At 42.7% G+C, this 16563-nt stretch carries 9 protein-coding genes, 1 pseudogene and 1 riboswitch; of the genes and pseudogenes, 9 read left to right on the top strand and 1 reads right to left on the bottom strand.

Annotated features, from left to right (window positions below; translation table 11 throughout):
* The first annotated feature begins 121 nt into the window (after window positions 1-121).
* The 3 genes from WKT00_RS05395 to WKT00_RS05385 all read left to right on the top strand — a co-directional run bounded on the left by WKT00_RS05395 (window position 122) and on the right by WKT00_RS05385 (window position 4333).
* Entirely contained in the window at window positions 122-2104 is a 1983-nt protein-coding gene (locus WKT00_RS05395) for a sodium-translocating pyrophosphatase (protein WP_101694808.1), read from the top strand.
* A gap of 132 nt (window positions 2105-2236) precedes the next feature.
* Complete coding sequence (locus tag WKT00_RS05390; RefSeq protein WP_340261632.1) at window positions 2237-3352, top strand: CobW family GTP-binding protein; 1116 nt, start codon at window positions 2237-2239, stop codon at window positions 3350-3352.
* Window positions 3353-3391: 39 nt separating this feature from the next.
* Window positions 3392-4333 (top strand): TIGR03943 family putative permease subunit, encoded by a 942-nt coding sequence (locus WKT00_RS05385; RefSeq protein ID WP_173814527.1) that lies wholly within the window; start codon window positions 3392-3394, stop codon window positions 4331-4333.
* A 33-nt stretch (window positions 4334-4366) separates the two neighbouring features.
* On the opposite strand, the pseudogene WKT00_RS05380 reads toward WKT00_RS05385, so the two are convergent.
* Window positions 4367-5536: pseudogene (locus WKT00_RS05380) on the bottom strand (sodium-dependent transporter); the annotation flags it as partial.
* A 437-nt stretch (window positions 5537-5973) separates the two neighbouring features.
* Here WKT00_RS05380 and nifJ point away from each other — a divergent pair.
* From nifJ to WKT00_RS05350, 6 genes are all read left to right on the top strand, one after another.
* On the top strand, window positions 5974-9510 hold the full coding sequence (nifJ, locus tag WKT00_RS05375; RefSeq protein WP_101694804.1) for a pyruvate:ferredoxin (flavodoxin) oxidoreductase: 3537 nt from the start codon (window positions 5974-5976) through the stop codon (window positions 9508-9510).
* Window positions 9511-9673: 163 nt separating this feature from the next.
* The gene (locus tag WKT00_RS05370) at window positions 9674-10225 is read left to right on the top strand and encodes an ECF transporter S component (RefSeq protein ID WP_173814526.1); all 552 of its coding nucleotides are present in this window, start codon (window positions 9674-9676) and stop codon (window positions 10223-10225) included.
* A complete protein-coding gene (locus tag WKT00_RS05365; RefSeq protein ID WP_340261625.1) occupies window positions 10222-10752 on the top strand; it encodes a uridine kinase family protein in 531 nt (176 codons plus the stop codon). Before WKT00_RS05370 ends, WKT00_RS05365 begins: the two co-directional genes overlap by 4 nt.
* A gap of 70 nt (window positions 10753-10822) precedes the next feature.
* Window positions 10823-10993: riboswitch (Lysine riboswitch) on the top strand.
* 175 nt (window positions 10994-11168) lie between these two features.
* Window positions 11169-12782, top strand: coding sequence for a Na+/H+ antiporter NhaC family protein (locus WKT00_RS05360; protein WP_101694802.1), 1614 nt, complete (start codon window positions 11169-11171; stop codon window positions 12780-12782).
* Between the two features lie 197 nt (window positions 12783-12979).
* Complete coding sequence (locus WKT00_RS05355) at window positions 12980-13525, top strand: GNAT family N-acetyltransferase (protein WP_242962642.1); 546 nt, start codon at window positions 12980-12982, stop codon at window positions 13523-13525.
* Window positions 13526-13627: 102 nt separating this feature from the next.
* The gene (locus WKT00_RS05350) at window positions 13628-16549 is read left to right on the top strand and encodes an insulinase family protein (protein ID WP_340261621.1); all 2922 of its coding nucleotides are present in this window, start codon (window positions 13628-13630) and stop codon (window positions 16547-16549) included.
* The last annotated feature ends 14 nt before the right edge of the window (window positions 16550-16563 follow it).

The raw sequence follows: 16563 nt of genomic DNA, 5'->3' as shown, positions 1-16563 counted from the left end.
TGTATAAACCATTGGTTCTAAAATAAAGAACAAAATCGATAAAAAAACAGAAATATATATATACAAAACAAAATTTTGTGATAATATGAAATCACAGAAAATGTAAGGGAGGTTTTGTATTATGGAAATGTTTTTGAACATTGTTCCGGTTTTTGCAGTGGCAGCTCTTTTATTTGCATGTGTGTTGGCAGCACGAGTGAATCGGCAAAGTGCAGGAACGAAGAAAATGAAAGAAATTGCATCTGCAATCAGTGAGGGCGCGCAGGCGTTTCTGGCTGCAGAGTACAAGATCCTTATTTTCTTTATGGCAATTTTGTTTGTGTTGATTGGAGTGGGCGTGGGAAGCTGGATTACAGCTATTTGCTTTGTTGTTGGGGCATTGTTTTCTACGCTGGCCGGATATTTTGGGATGACGGTGGCTACCAGAGCCAATGTACGAACGGCAAATGCTGCGAAGGAAAAAGGGATGAACCAGGCATTGTCTATTGCATTTTCCGGTGGGGCAGTGATGGGAATGTGTGTTGCAGGTTTGGGCGTGCTTGGTGTCAGTGTTATTTATCTAGTGACTGGAAATGTTGAGGTTCTATCAGGCTTTAGCTTGGGGGCATCATCGATTGCGTTATTTGCACGTGTGGGCGGCGGTATTTATACGAAGGCGGCGGACGTGGGAGCCGATTTGGTTGGAAAAGTAGAAGCAGGAATTCCAGAAGATGATCCGAGAAACCCTGCAGTTATTGCGGATAATGTGGGAGATAATGTTGGAGATGTGGCAGGAATGGGGGCGGACTTATTTGAATCTTATGTTGGTGCACTGATTTCTGCATTGACGCTTGGCATTGTATATTATGAGATAGCGGGAGCAGTTTACCCGTTGATGATCGCAGGCTTGGGACTTTTGGCTTCCATTTTAGGAACATTTTTTGTAAAAGGGGACGAAAAATCCAATCCTCATAAGGCATTGAAAATGGGATCCTACGTATCTAGTGTATTGGTACTTGTAGCGGCATTTGTATTTAGTCAATATTTCTTTGGAAATTTCCACGCAGCGATTGCTATTGTATCTGGTTTGGTAGTAGGACTTTTGATTGGAATTATTACGGAAGTGTATACTTCCGGCGATTATAAATCTGTAAAAGAGATTGCGGAACAGTCAGAAACGGGATCGGCAACTACGATTATTAGTGGGCTTGCAGTGGGAATGAAGTCAACGGCTATTCCGATTCTTTTGATTTGTGTAGGTATTTTGGTGGCGTATCAGTTCTGCGGTTTGTATGGAATTGCCCTGGCAGCGGTAGGTATGTTATCTACAACGGCGATTACAGTTGCGGTGGATGCTTATGGACCAATTGCAGATAATGCAGGGGGAATTGCGGAAATGTCAGGTCTGCCGTCAGATGTTCGTAAAATTACAGATCGGTTGGATGCGGTAGGAAATACAACGGCAGCAATGGGGAAAGGCTTCGCAATTGGATCTGCGGCTCTTACAGCGTTGGCGTTGTTCGTGTCATATGCGGAGGCGGTGCAGTTAAAATCTATTGATATTTTGGATAGCCGTGTTATTATCGGCCTTATGATTGGAGGAATGCTTCCGTTTCTGTTTTCAGCTATGACAATGCAGTCTGTATCAAAAGCGGCATATCAGATGATAGAGGAAGTACGTCGTCAGTTTCGGGCGAATCCTGAGATTATGGAAGGAACCGTAAAGCCAGATTACAAATCCTGTGTTGCCATTTCTACGACGGCGGCATTAAAAGAAATGCTGGTTCCGGGAGTGATGGCGGTAGCGGCTCCCCTGGTAGTTGGAATTGTTCTTGGACCTGGAGCACTTGGGGGATTATTGGCCGGAGCATTGGTGACAGGAGTGATGATGGCGATATTTATGTCAAATGCAGGAGGCGCGTGGGATAACGCAAAAAAATACATAGAAGATGGAAATTATGGAGGAAAGGGAAGTGAAGCGCATAAGGCTGCTGTGGTAGGAGATACGGTGGGAGATCCATTTAAAGATACTTCCGGACCGTCTATCAATATTTTGATTAAGTTGATGACAATCGTATCGTTGGTATTTGCCCCATTGTTTTTGTCAATTGGTGGTTTGATTTAACATTACATTTGGGACGGAGTTTTTTTCAAAAAACTCCGTCCCAAATGCGTTTTCCCTTGTCCCTAATTGAAGATGGGGGAAAATTGTGATAAGATATGGAATGAATTTTGGATAAGAAAAGAGGCATTGATAATGACAAAGGTGGATATTATTTCAGGGTTTCTCGGTGCAGGAAAGACAACTTTTATTAAGAAGTTGATCAACCAGGTTTTTGCCGGAGAAAGGCTTGTGCTGATTGAAAATGAATTTGGTGAGATTGGAATTGACGGCGGCTTTTTGAAAGATGCGGGTGTAGAGATTACGGAAATGAACTCCGGCTGCATTTGCTGCACGTTGGTAGGAGATTTCAGTAAAGCACTTCAGAAGGTGTTGGAAGATTATCATCCGGATCGCGTAATTATCGAACCGTCAGGTGTAGGGAAATTGTCGGATGTTATCCGAGCAGTTGAATCGGTAAATGCAAATGCAGAAATTGCGATTGAAGGACGAATTGCAGTTGTGGATGGGAAAAAAGCAAAATCCTATCTGAAAAATTTTGGTGAATTTTATCGGGATCAGATTGCGCACGCATCTACGATTGTTATCAGCCGCACACAGTTGATGACGGATGCGCAAGTGGAGGAATGTGTACGAATGCTGCGTGGTGAAAATCAGGATGCGGCAATTATCTCTACGCCATGGGACAAGCTTGGGCAAGAGGCGGTTTTACATGCGTTTGAGAAGGATCGGAGAATTTTGGATCTTTATGTTACTTGTGGATGCGGCAGTCATCACAACCATCAGGATGACCATATCCATGAGTGTTGTGACCACCATGATCATCATGCTCATCATGATCATGGAGAGCATACGCACCACAGCGGTTGTTGTGATCACCACGACGGTTCGGAAAGCCATACCCACCACCCGGAAAGTCACAGCCATAACATGGAAAATCATTCACATGATCATCATGGACACCACCATGCAGATGAAGTTTTTACAAGCTGGGGAAAGGAGACGGCGCATCGTTATACAGAAGGAGAGTTGGAGCAGATTGTGAAAGAATTGGCTGATACGAGCAATTACGGTACAATTCTTAGGGCGAAGGGAATTGTTGAACTGGAAACTGGAGAATGGAAACAATTTGATCTTGTGCCGGGCGAGATAGAAGTGCGTGAAGGCCAAGCGGATTATACCGGGCGAATTTGCGTGATTGGTACAGATTTGAAAGAAACAAAATTGCAGACATTGTTTCATGTTTTATAGACACATAAATTTTAAAGAAAAAATAAAGGAGAAGATATCATGGTGACACCGGTATTTGTGTGTACAGGAACTCTGGACAGCGGAAAGACAACAATGGTGAAAGATGTGTTGATGGAACAGGAGTGGATTGAGCCAGGGCGGACGCTTTTGATTGTGTGTGAAGAAGGAGAGGTAGAATACTCAGAGGAATATCTGAAGGAAAAAGATATGATCCTTTTGAAAATAGACGAGTTCGATCAGCTAAATGCAGTTTTCTTTAAAAATTGTGAAAAGAATTATCGTCCAGTTCAGGTAGTGATTGAGTTTAACGGAATGTGGAAGCTGGAGGAGCTTCTGATGATTCGTTATCCGAGAAACTGGGAGCTGCAGGGAGTGTATTCTACCGTAAATGGCGAGACGCTCGATATGTATCTTAAGAATATGCGGAACATTTTGATGGAGCAGTTGACAGAATCAGAATTGATTGTAGTTAACCGATGCGCGGAAGGAGTAGATCGATCAGGGTTTAGAAGAGCGCTGAAAGTACAAAATCCTATGGCGCAGCTGATCTTTGAGGGGACAGACGGGAAGATTATAGAACCTTCTGAAGAAGATCTTCCGTATGATGTAAAGGGAGATCGAATTGTGGTAGAGGATATGGATTTTGGAATCTGGTATGTGGATGCTTATGATCACCCGGAATTATATCTTCATAAAGAAATAGAATTTCTTGCACAGACATTTCGGCCAAGGGGAATGGAAGATAACATGTTTGTTCCGGTGCGCAAGATTATGACTTGTTGTGCGGCAGATACCAGGTTCTATGGATACCCGTGTAAAACCAAGGAAAAAGTGGACTGTAAGAAGAAAGAATGGGTTCGTCTGCGTGCACGGTTTGAGTATGAGTCGGTGACGTCGTTTGGAAATAAACAGCCGGTGTTGTATTTAGTCTCCATGGAGCCGGCAGAACAGCCCAAAGAAGAAGTTGTTTATATTGGATAAGGTCGACCGCGGTTGGTTTATGAAATAAGAGGGTCAAGATAAAAGGGAAAGTTCATGGTGAACTTTCCTTTTTATTAGCTGCTTGAATATTTTTGATACATAGAAGCAGGTTAGAAGACAACCAAGCGGCAGTAGTACGTAGACTGTGAAGGTGTCTAGCCAGCTGTAAATATTGTAGTAGGAAATGCCATGGATATCGAACCACGGAAGCTGTACTTCGCTTAGAATACCAAAGCCAAGTGATACAATGATTCCGCCGGCGAAAATAACAGAAGAAACCAGAACTGTTGCTTTACGGCGGGAGATATGCAGTGTTTCCTCAATCCATTTGATCGGAATTTCAAATACAGTAAACAATGTTGAAAGAACCGCAAAAATCAAAGCCATGAAAAATAGTATGCCGATAATGTGGCCTCCCGGAAGTCTCCCGAAGATCTGAGTCATTACGATAAAGATCAGGGAAGGACCACTGGCCATATCTACGTTGGCGCCAAATGCGGATGGGATAATAACAAATCCGGATAAAAGCGCAACGGTAGTATCACAGACGCCAATCCATAGTGCGTCTTTTTTTATGTTGCTTTTATGAGGGAGGCTGGCTCCCAAGGTGACAAAGATACCCCAGCCGATTCCGATAGAAAACAGCACCTGTGTAGCAGCATCTGCAAATACTTTGATGCTGAGCTTGCTGAAATCAGGCGTAAGGTACCATTTGAGACCATCTACTGCGCCGGGAGATGAAAAAATCGCCCAAATACCACAGACAACAAGCAGAATAAATAGGAAAGGCATAATCACTTTAGTGACTTTTTCTACCAGATTGGTGATGCCAAAGAACAGCATAATAGCAGTAAATGTAATCAAAATGGCGGCATAGATCAGTGGCTCTGCCGTGGAGGAGGTGAATTCGTTGAAATAAATCGTTGTATCTGAACCAAAATCAGTGCCTGTTATGTAAGTTGTAAAGTATTTTACCACCCACCCGCCGATGATGACGTAATACATGTCAATGATGGCAGTACAGAGAATGGCAATCCAGTCGATAAATCGATAGCGTTTGCGGATTTTCCCAAAAGAAGCGGCAACATTTGCGCGTGCGTAACGTTCGATCGCACTTTCAGCCTGAATCATTGGATATCCCATAAGGAATACGACAATAATGTAAATTAGGATGAAGATACCGCCGCCACCCTGATAGGCAAGATAAGGAAAACGCTAGATATTGCCAAGACCGATGGCGGCGCCGGCAGCCACCATGACATAGCCGAAGCGAGAGTTCCAAAGGTCGTGTCCGTTTGTTTCGGGGACATAAGTTGTTTCTGATTTCTTCATAAAGATCACTCCAATCTATGGTGGACGGTGGATTGGTATAATTTTTACCTGTTATAGCAGACGGAAAAGGATTTGAAAAGATGATTTTACAGAAAATTTGAAAAAAAACATAACAATATTCAAATAATTTAAGAGCTGAGTAGTTAGAGAAAATAACAGAAGATTCTTTGAGAAAAGGGGGGAGTTGTACAGGAAAATGAACAAAATAAAACTAAGAATGACTAGACTTTTAAAAGGGCAAGGGCTATAATAATTATACACGTCAAATTGTAAAAATTTGTATTAAATTTTAAGGAGGAACAACAAAAATGGCAAGAAAAATGAAGACCATGGATGGTAATCAGGCAGCAGCTCACGCTTCCTATGCGTATACCGAAGTTGCGGCTATTTACCCGATTACACCATCATCTGTTATGCCAGAGCATGTAGATGAGTGGGCTACCGAGGGTAGAAAAAATATTTTTGGACAGACTGTACAGGTAACAGAGATGCAGTCAGAGGCAGGAGCAGCAGGAGCTGTACATGGTTCTCTGGCAGCAGGAGCTCTTACAACAACCTTTACAGCTTCTCAAGGCTTACTGTTGATGATTCCTAACTTATATAAAGTAGCCGGTGAGCAGCTTCCGGGTGTATTTAACGTGTCTGCACGTGCCCTTGCAAGCCACGCTTTATCTATTTTCGGAGATCATTCTGACGTGTATGCATGTCGTCAGACAGGAGCAGCTATGCTTTGTGAATCCAGCGTTCAGGAAGTTATGGACCTGACACCGGTTGCACACTGCGCAGCACTGAAAGGAAAACTTCCATTTATCAACTTCTTTGATGGATTCCGTACTTCTCATGAGATTCAGAAGATTGAGACATGGGATTACGAAGATCTGAAGGACATGGTAGATATGGATGCAATCGATGAGTTCAGAAATCATGCGCTTAATCCAAATCACCCATGTCAGAGAGGTTCCGCTCAGAACCCGGATATCTTCTTCCAGGCAAGAGAAGCATGTAACCCATACTACGATGCTATGCCGGCAATCGTTCAGGAATACATGGACAAGGTTAATGAGAAGATCGGAACAAACTACAAATTATTCAACTACTATGGAGCACCAGACGCAGAGAAAGTAATCGTTGCTATGGGTTCTGTATGTGACACCATTGAAGAGACAATCGATTACATGCTGGCAGCAGGCGAAAAGGTTGGTGTTGTGAAAGTTCGTCTTTACAGACCATTCTGCGCACAGGCATTAGTTGATGCTATCCCTGAGACAGTTAAGGTGATCAATGTTCTTGACAGAACAAAAGAGCCAGGAGCACAGGGCGAGCCATTATACCTTGATGTAGTATCTGCATTAAAGGGAACGAAATTCGAAGCAGTTCCAGTAAACTGCGGACGTTATGGATTAGGTTCCAAAGATACAACACCTGCACAGATCGTTGCAGCATTTAACAATACAGAAAAAGCAAGATTCACAATTGGTATTGTGGATGATGTTACAAATCTTTCCCTTGAGACAGGAAAAGAGATCGTTACGACTCCAGAAGGAACTATTAACTGTAAGTTCTGGGGACTTGGAGCAGACGGAACGGTTGGAGCAAACAAGAACTCCATTAAGATCATTGGTGATAACACTGACATGTATGCACAGGCTTACTTTGACTATGACTCTAAGAAGTCTGGTGGTGTAACAATGTCTCACTTACGTTTTGGTAAGAGCCCGATCAAATCAACATACCTGATCAAACAGGCAAACTTTGTAGCTTGTCATAATCCATCTTATGTAAATAAGTACAACATGGTTCAGGAACTTGTTGATGGCGGTACATTCCTTCTGAACTGCCCATGGGATATGGAAGGACTTGAGAAACACTTACCAGGACAGGTAAAGGCTTATATTGCTGACCACAACATCAAATTCTACACAATTGATGGTATCAAGATCGGTAAAGAAATCGGACTTGGCGGACGTATCAATACAGTTCTTCAGTCTGCATTCTTCAAACTGGCTTCTATCATTCCAGAGGAAGAAGCAATTGATCTTATGAAGAAAGCTGCTAAGGCTACTTACGGAAGAAAAGGTGACAAGATCGTACAGATGAACTACGATGCAATCGATGCAGGTGCAAAACAGGTTGTTGAAGTAGAAGTACCAGAGTCTTGGAAATCTTGTGAAGACGAAGGCTTATTCACACCAGAAGTTAAGGGTGGAAAAGAAGACGTTGTTGATTTCGTTAAAAATATTCAGGCTAAGGTTAATGCTCAGGAAGGTAACTCACTTCCAGTATCTGCATTCAATGATTATGTAGATGGATCTACACCATCTGGATCTTCTGCGTACGAGAAACGTGGTATCGCAGTAGATATTCCGGTATGGCAGGAAGAAAACTGTATTCAGTGTAACCGTTGTGCATATGTATGTCCACACGCTGTTATCCGTCCGGTAGCTCTTACAGAAGAAGAACTTGCAAAAGCTCCAGAAGGAACAAAAGCAATCGATATGATCGGTATGCCGGGAATGAAATTTACAATGACAGTATCAGCTCTTGACTGTACAGGATGTGGCTCTTGTGCTAACGTATGTCCAGGTAAGAAGGGTGAAAAAGCTCTTGTTATGAAGAGTCTGGAAGAAAATGTAGCTTCTCAGGAAGTATTTGATTTCGGAAGAGAGATTGAAGTAAAACCAGAAGTTGTTGCTAAATTCAAACCAGAGACAGTTAAGGGAAGCCAGTTCAAACAGCCACTCCTTGAGTTCTCAGGAGCATGTGCAGGTTGTGGTGAGACACCTTATGCAAAACTGATCACACAGTTATTCGGTGACAGAATGTACATTGCAAACGCAACAGGATGTTCTTCTATCTGGGGTAACTCTTCACCGTCTACACCATACACAGTAAACTCTAAGGGACAGGGTCCTGCATGGGGCAACTCACTGTTTGAGGACAATGCTGAGTTTGGTTATGGTATGTTACTTGCTCAGAAGGCAATCAGAAAGAGATTAAAAGAAGAAGTTGAGGCTGTTGCAGCATCTGATGCAGCATCTGCTGATGTAAAAGCAGCTTGTCAGGAATATCTTGATACATTTAACTGCGGTGTATCTAACGGAGATGCAACAGATAAATTAGTTGCAGCTTTAGATGGATGTGACTGTGATACATGTAAGGATATCGTTAAGAATAAAGACTTCCTCGCTAAGAAATCTCAGTGGATCTTCGGTGGTGACGGATGGGCTTATGATATCGGATTTGGTGGTGTTGACCACGTATTAGCAAGTGGAGAAGACATCAATGTCATGGTATTCGATACAGAAGTTTACTCTAACACAGGTGGACAGTCTTCTAAGGCTACAAAGACTGGTGCTACAGCACAGTTCGCTGCAGGCGGAAAAGAGACGAAGAAGAAAGACCTTGCAGGAATCGCTATGAGTTATGGTTATGTATACGTAGCACAGATCGCTATGGGTGCAGACTTCAACCAGACTGTAAAAGCAATTGCAGAGGCTGAGGCATATCCAGGACCATCACTTATCATTGCTTACGCTCCATGTATCAACCATGGTATTAAGAAGGGTATGAGCAAAGCTCAGACTGAGGAACAGTTAGCAGTAGAGTGTGGATACTGGAACAACTTCAGATTCAATCCTGCAGCAGAAGGCGCTAAGTTTACATTAGACAGCAAAGAGCCTAAGCAGGAAGAATATCAGGCATTCCTTGATGGAGAAGTTCGTTACAACGCTCTTAAGAGAGCAGATCCAGAAAAGGCTGAAAGACTCTTCGCATTGAATGAGAAAGAAGCTATGGAAAGATATGCTTATCTTAAGAAACTTGTTACTCTTTACGGAGAGGAATAAGATCTGAGAAGGTTACAGAAATTTTCCCGATGGGATTGAATACGGTGAAGCGAAAGCTTCACCGTATTTTTTGTGTTCTTTCTGTTTTTTATTATTGATGAAAATGGAAGCGTCCTGTATGATAAAAGAAGCGATATTAGAAGAAGGATTTGGAGGAATTGGTATGAAAAAAAGAACACAAAAACTAACGTTGTCAGCAATGTTTCTCGCAATTGGTATGGTGCTCCCGTTTTTTACCGGACAGATTCCTAAAATTGGAAATATGCTGCTTCCAATGCACATTCCAGTGCTTTTGTGTGGGCTTATTTGTGGATGGTTCTATGGACTGGCGACGGGAATGATCCTTCCGATTCTGCGTTCGTTCATTTTTGGAATGCCGATGTTATATCCGATGGCGATAGCAATGGTGTTTGAGCTCGCTGCATATGGTGCAATAGTGGGGATCCTGTATACACGTTTAGAAAAGAAGACAACGGTGTCTGTATACCGTGCGCTGGTGGCGGCGATGATTTGTGGTAGAATTGTGTGGGGGATGGCAGAGGTTGTATTACTTGGCGTTAACGGCAGTGCATTTGGATGGAAGATGTTCGTATCAGGTGCGTTTCTGAATGCGATTCCGGGGATTCTTCTGCAGTTAATTCTGATCCCGGCAATTATGTCGGCGGTGAGACGGGCAGGATGGGAACCAGAGGAAAAACAGGAAGGAGAAGTATGATGAAAAGCCCCTATATTATTGCAGTTGATGGGAGATGTGCAGCGGGAAAGACGACGTTTGCAAGAGAAATGGGTATTCATATGCATTGCCCGGTGATTCAGATGGATCATTTTTTTTTGCAGCGTCATCAAAGAACAGAAGAGAGGCTTGCCGAACCGGGCGGAAATGTAGATCGAGAACGCTTCCGGGATGAGGTAATAAACCCTTTAGTTTCGGGAGAAAGTTTTTCGTATCGTATATTTGATTGTCAAAAAATGGAGTTTGGAGAGTGGGTTAAGGTGGAGTCTGCTCCGGTGGTAATCGTTGAGGGGGCATACAGTTGTCATCCGGCATTCCAGAAGCACTGGAATTTGAAAATATTTTTAGACGTTGATCCAAAAGAGCAGATTAGGAGGATCCGAAAGCGAAATGGGGAAGAGAAGCTTTCGATGTTTATAAAGCGATGGATTCCGTTGGAGGAGGCATATTTTTCTGCTTTTTATATAAAGGAAAACAGCGATATTGTATTGCCGAGTGTATTGCTATAGCGGGCTTAGCACTTTAAAGTATTGACTTTTATACTGGAAAGTGGTATATATAGTACTATATGAATAATTAGGACTTGATAGAGGTGCGAATTTCATCAGTATTCAGGGAGCGAGAGTTTGGAAGACTGTTTTCTGAAGAAAGGGGAATTTGCCGAAGAGATGAAATGATTCCAAGTTTGATCTCTGGGACGTGGGCAGAAGATGTCACGGACTGTCACAGCAGTGGAGCGCTATCAGAATAAACAATCTATCGAAAATAATCAATCTGCGGATGTACGGATGTTAGATGGTTCTGCCATGAAAGCGAAAAACTGCGTTTTCATGGCGTTTTTTTATTTTGCAGGATTTCCTGTAAATAGGGGTCTCCGAGTTAGTTATTCGTAAAGTTTAAGATACCAAAGAAAGGAAATGGGAAAATGAGAGGAAAGAAAAAAGCCCTTTGGGGTACCTTGACAGTTCTGTGTATTCTTCTTTGCAGCTCGATGACTGTGTTTGCGGCGGAAGAAGCAGCGGAATATGTGCCGGACATGTATGCGTCATTTTGGGCGCTGGTTCCACCTGTAGTGGCAATTGTGTTGGCATTGATTACAAAAGAAGTTTATAGTTCTTTGTTTGTTGGAATTCTGATCGGAGGAGTATTTTGGTCCGGATTTCAGTTTGAGAAGACGATTACCCATGTTTTTCAGGATGGAATTGTAGGAGTTCTGTCTGACAGCTATAATGTGGGAATTCTGGTGTTCCTGGTAATTCTTGGAATTATGGTGTGTATGATGAATAAAGCTGGAGGATCAGCTGCGTTTGGGCGTTGGGCAAGCGAGCATATTAAGAGTAGAGTCGGTGCACAGCTGGCAACAATCGCTTTGGGAGTGCTGATTTTTATTGATGATTATTTTAACTGTTTAACAGTTGGAAGCGTTATGCGTCCGGTAACGGATAAACATAATGTATCCCGTGCAAAACTGGCTTATTTGATTGATGCAACAGCGGCTCCTGTTTGTATTATCGCGCCGATTTCTTCCTGGGCTGCAGCCGTTACTGGTTTTGTAGAAGGGGAAGATGGATTTGCTATGTTTATCAGAGCGATTCCTTACAACTTTTATGCGCTTCTGACAATTGTGATGATGCTGACGATTGTATGGCTGAAAGTTGACTATGGCCCGATGAAGCTGCATGAGAGCAACGCTGTTAAAGGAGACCTTTATACGACACCGGATCGTCCATATGCAAATGCGGAAGAGGAAGTTGATGAGAGTAAGGGAAAGGTTATCGATTTGGTATTTCCGATTGCAGTACTGATTATTGCCTGTGTGATTGGAATGATTTATACGGGTGGATTCTTTAGCGGAACTGGATTTGTGGAAGCGTTTTCTAATAGTGATGCATCCGTGGGTCTGATGTTTGGAAGTTTCTTTGCGTTTGTGATTACCGTAATTTTCTATGCAGTGCGAAAGGTATTGAAATTTAGCGAATCTATGGCTTGTGTTCCGGAAGGGTTCAAGGCGATGGTGCCGGCGATTTTGATTTTGACCTTTGCCTGGACGCTGAAAGCGATGACGGATAGTCTTGGAGCAGCAGAATATGTAGCAGGAATTATGAACTCCGCAGCAGGAGGACTTTTAAATCTGCTTCCGGCAATTATCTTCCTGGTGGGATGTTTCTTAGCATTTGCAACAGGAACGTCCTGGGGAACTTTCGGAATCCTGATTCCGATTGTAGTAGCAGTATTCCAGGGAACGAATGAGACGATGATGATCATTTCTATTTCTGCATGTATGGCAGGTGCAGTTTGTGGAGATCACTGTTCGCCGATTTCAGATACGACGATTATGGCATCGGCAGGAGCGCAGTGTAACCATGTAAACCATGTTACGACACAGCTTCCATACGCAATTACGGTTGCAGCAGTAACATTTGTTAACTATATTATTACGGGCTTTGTTCAGAATGCATTTATCTGTCTGCCGATAGGAATTGTCCTGATGATAGGTACTATTTTGGTAATCAAAAAAGTGACGGATCAGAAGGCATAGAAGAAACTGGAAAATCTTATAAAGTGGGATTGAAACTGGTGTGGTCGAAAGGCTGCACCAGTTTTTGTGTAGGAAGAAGCTAGGATTCATATTAGAAAGGCTAGGAATGAATAGAAGAATCGGTTATACTTATCATAAAAGGAAGATTGTAGCAGAGGGTTATGAGTTGAAATAAGTACAGGAGAAAGGATAAGGGTGTGTTGGAAAAGAAGATGACAGGATTTCGAAAGGCTTCCTCGGAAGATATCGCTTCTGTTGTGTCGATTTATCAAAAAATTCACGAAGAAGAACGGAAGGGAAAGTTAAAAATAGGATGGCTTCCAGACGTGTATCCGGTGGAAAATACGGCAAGGGCCGCTTTTGAACGGCAAGAATTATTTGTGTTTGAGGAAGAAGGGAAGATTACGGCATCGGCAATTATCAATCAAAGTCAGGTGGATGTCTATGCAGACGGAATTTGGCAGTATCCTGCAAAGGCGGAAGAAGTGATGGTACTGCATACATTAGTGGTTAGTCCGGACGAGGGAAGAAAAGGGATTGGAAGTAAGTTCGTGGATTTTTATGAAACATATGCTGAAGCGAGGGGATGCCGCGTGCTGCGTATGGACACGAATGAAAAGAACGCGGCCGCCCGGTCGTTGTATCGAAAATTAGGGTATCGAGAGGCTGGAGCAGTTCCCTGTGTATTTAACGGAATCCCAAATGTGAATTTGATATTGCTGGAAAAAGAATTAAGAAAATGATTTTTCGAGAATGGAAAAAAGGAAGAACTTGAGAAAAGCAGAAAAAAAGGATAGAATAGTAGTTATGGAATTTATTTTCTTGAAAGGAGAGGCATAAACGATATGAATATAAATCATTTACAGGCATACGAACTTCAGAAAGAAGAGAATTTGCCGGGGATTCAGGCGAAAAGTTATTTGCTGCGGCACAAAAAGAGTGGGGCGCGTGTGCTGCTGGTGGAAAATGACGACGAGAATAAGGTGTTCAGTATCGGATTTCGGACACCGCCGTCCGATAGTACCGGTGTACCGCATATTATGGAACATTCGGTTCTGTGCGGTTCTAAAAATTTTCCTGCAAAAGACCCGTTTGTGGAGCTGGTTAAAGGTTCGTTGAACACCTTTTTAAATGCAATGACCTATCCGGATAAGACGGTATACCCGGTGGCGAGCTGCAATGACAAAGACTTTCAGAATTTGATGCACGTGTATATGGATGCGGTGCTGCATCCGAATATTTATCAGCATGAAGAAATTTTCCGGCAGGAAGGGTGGAGTTATAAACTGGATTCACTGGATGACAAGCTGGAATACAATGGTGTTGTCTACAATGAGATGAAGGGAGCATTTTCATCTCCGGAAGGCGTGCTGGATCGTGTGGTATTGAATACGTTGTTCCCGGATACCTCCTATGCGAACGAATCTGGCGGAGATCCGGAAGTAATTCCGGAACTTACGTATGAGCAGTTCTTAGATTTCCATCAGAAATATTATCATCCATCCAACAGTTATATTTATCTGTATGGCGATATGGATATGGAGGAAAAACTGAAGTGGCTGGATCTTGAATACTTAAGTGACTATGAGGAAATACAGGTGGATTCAAAGATCAAATATCAGGATCCCTTTACAGAAGTCGTAGAAAAAGAAATAGCATATTCCATAGCAAGCGATGAATCTGAAAGCGAAAATACGTACCTTTCTTATAATAAAGTGATCGGTACAAGCCTTGACCGCGAATTGTATCTTGCATTTCAAATTCTGGATTATGCGCTGTTGTCTGCTCCTGGAGCGCCGCTTAAGAAGGCGCTTACAGATGCGGGAATCGGTAAGGATATTATGGGATCTTATGATAATGGAATCTACCAGCCGATTTTTTCTGTGATTGCAAAGAATGCTGAGAAGTCTCAGAAGGATATATTTGTCGAGACGGTGGAAGATGTTCTGCGGACACTAGTAACAGACGGGATTGATAAGAAAGCATTGGAAGCTGGGATTAATTACCATGAATTCCGTTATCGGGAGGCGGATTTTGGAAATTATCCAAAGGGCTTGATGTACGGACTTCAGATGATGGACAGCTGGCTGTATGATGATGAAAAACCGTTTATTCATATAGAAGCGCTGGATACGTTTGAATTTTTGAAAAAACAAGTACAGACAGATTACTATGAGCAGCTGATTCAGAGGTATTTGCTTGATAACACCCATGGGGCGATTGTGGTTGTGAAGCCGGAGCGTGGACGCACAGCCAGAATGGAGAAAGAGCTGGAAGAAGCGCTTCAGGCATACAAGATGAGTTTGAGTAAGGAAGAACAGGAGTGTCTGGTGGAACGAACCAAAGCTTTGGAGGCTTATCAGTCTGAACCGGATGCAGAGGAGGATCTGGAACGAATTCCGATTCTGAAACGGGAAGATATTTCCGGGGAAATTGCACCAATTATCAATGAAGAACTGACGATTGCAGGCGTTCCGGTGGTATTCCATGAAATTGAGACCAATGGAATCGGATATATGGATGTTATGTTCGATGCGTCTGATGTTGCAGAAGAAGAGCTTCCATATCTGGGAATTTTGCAGTCTGTACTGGGGATTATTGATACAACTCACTATGAGTATGGTGAATTATTCAATGAAATTAATGTGCATACAGGTGGAATTGGAACTTCTCTGGAACTTTATAACGATGTGACAAATGTAAAAGAGAAAGTATTCCGTTCGACTTTTGAAGTCAAGGCAAAAGCGCTGTATCAGAAACTTCCGATGGCGTTTGAAATGATCGGGGAAATATTAGCGGAGTCGAAGCTTGAAGATACGAAGCGGATGAAAGAAATTCTGGCAATGCTGAAGTCAAGATTGTTGATGAAGTTCCAGTCATCCGGGCATACAACAGCAGCTCTTCGAGCGATGTCTTATGCATCTCCTTCAGCAAAACTGAAAGATATGACGAGTGGAATTGAATTTTATGAAAAGGTCGCTTATCTGGAAGAACATTTCGAGGAAGAAAAAGCCCGTTTGACAGAAATTCTTACAAATCTTACTAAAAAGCTTTTCCGTTCGGACCGGATGATGATCAGTTTTACCGCATCGAAGGCGGGGCTTTCTGGAATGGAGACGATGATCGAAGGGCTGAAGAAAAGGCTCTTTGAGGAAGAAACAAAAGAGACGCCTTGTATCCTCCATTGCGAGAAGAAGAATGAAGGCTTTAAAACAGCGTCAAAGGTACAATATGTGGCAAGGGCTGGTAATTTTATTGATCAAGGGGTACCATATCATGGCGCTTTGCAGATTCTGAAAGTGATTTTAAGTTATGATTATCTATGGCAGAATGTGCGAGTGATCGGTGGAGCTTATGGCTGTATGACTAATTTTAACCGGATTGGAGAAGGATATTTTGTTTCCTATCGTGATCCGAATTTAAAGCGTACGATGGATGTTTATGAAGGGGTAGTAGATTATCTTGAGAACTTTACAGTGACAGATCGTGATATGACAAAATATATTATCGGAACGATGAGTAATATTGATCAGCCGATGACTCCGGCCATTAAAGGAGAGCGTTCTATGAATTTGTATATGAACCGGGTATCTGAGGAAATGATTCAAACAGAACGCTGCCAGATTCTGGAGGCGCAGCAGGAGGATATCAGAAAGCTTGCGCCCGTAGTGGAGGCTGTGCTAAGAGCGGACCAAATCTGCGTGATCGGCGGGGAAGAGAAGATCGAAGAAGATCGGGAATTATTCCAGAATATTACAAATTTTTAGCGGTTTTAAAAATG

This window comes from Dorea sp. ICN-14282, from assembly GCF_037890115.1.
GTDB lineage: Bacteria > Bacillota > Clostridia > Lachnospirales > Lachnospiraceae > Dorea_B > Dorea_B phocaeensis.
This window is presented reverse-complemented; position numbering and strand designations above follow the sequence as displayed.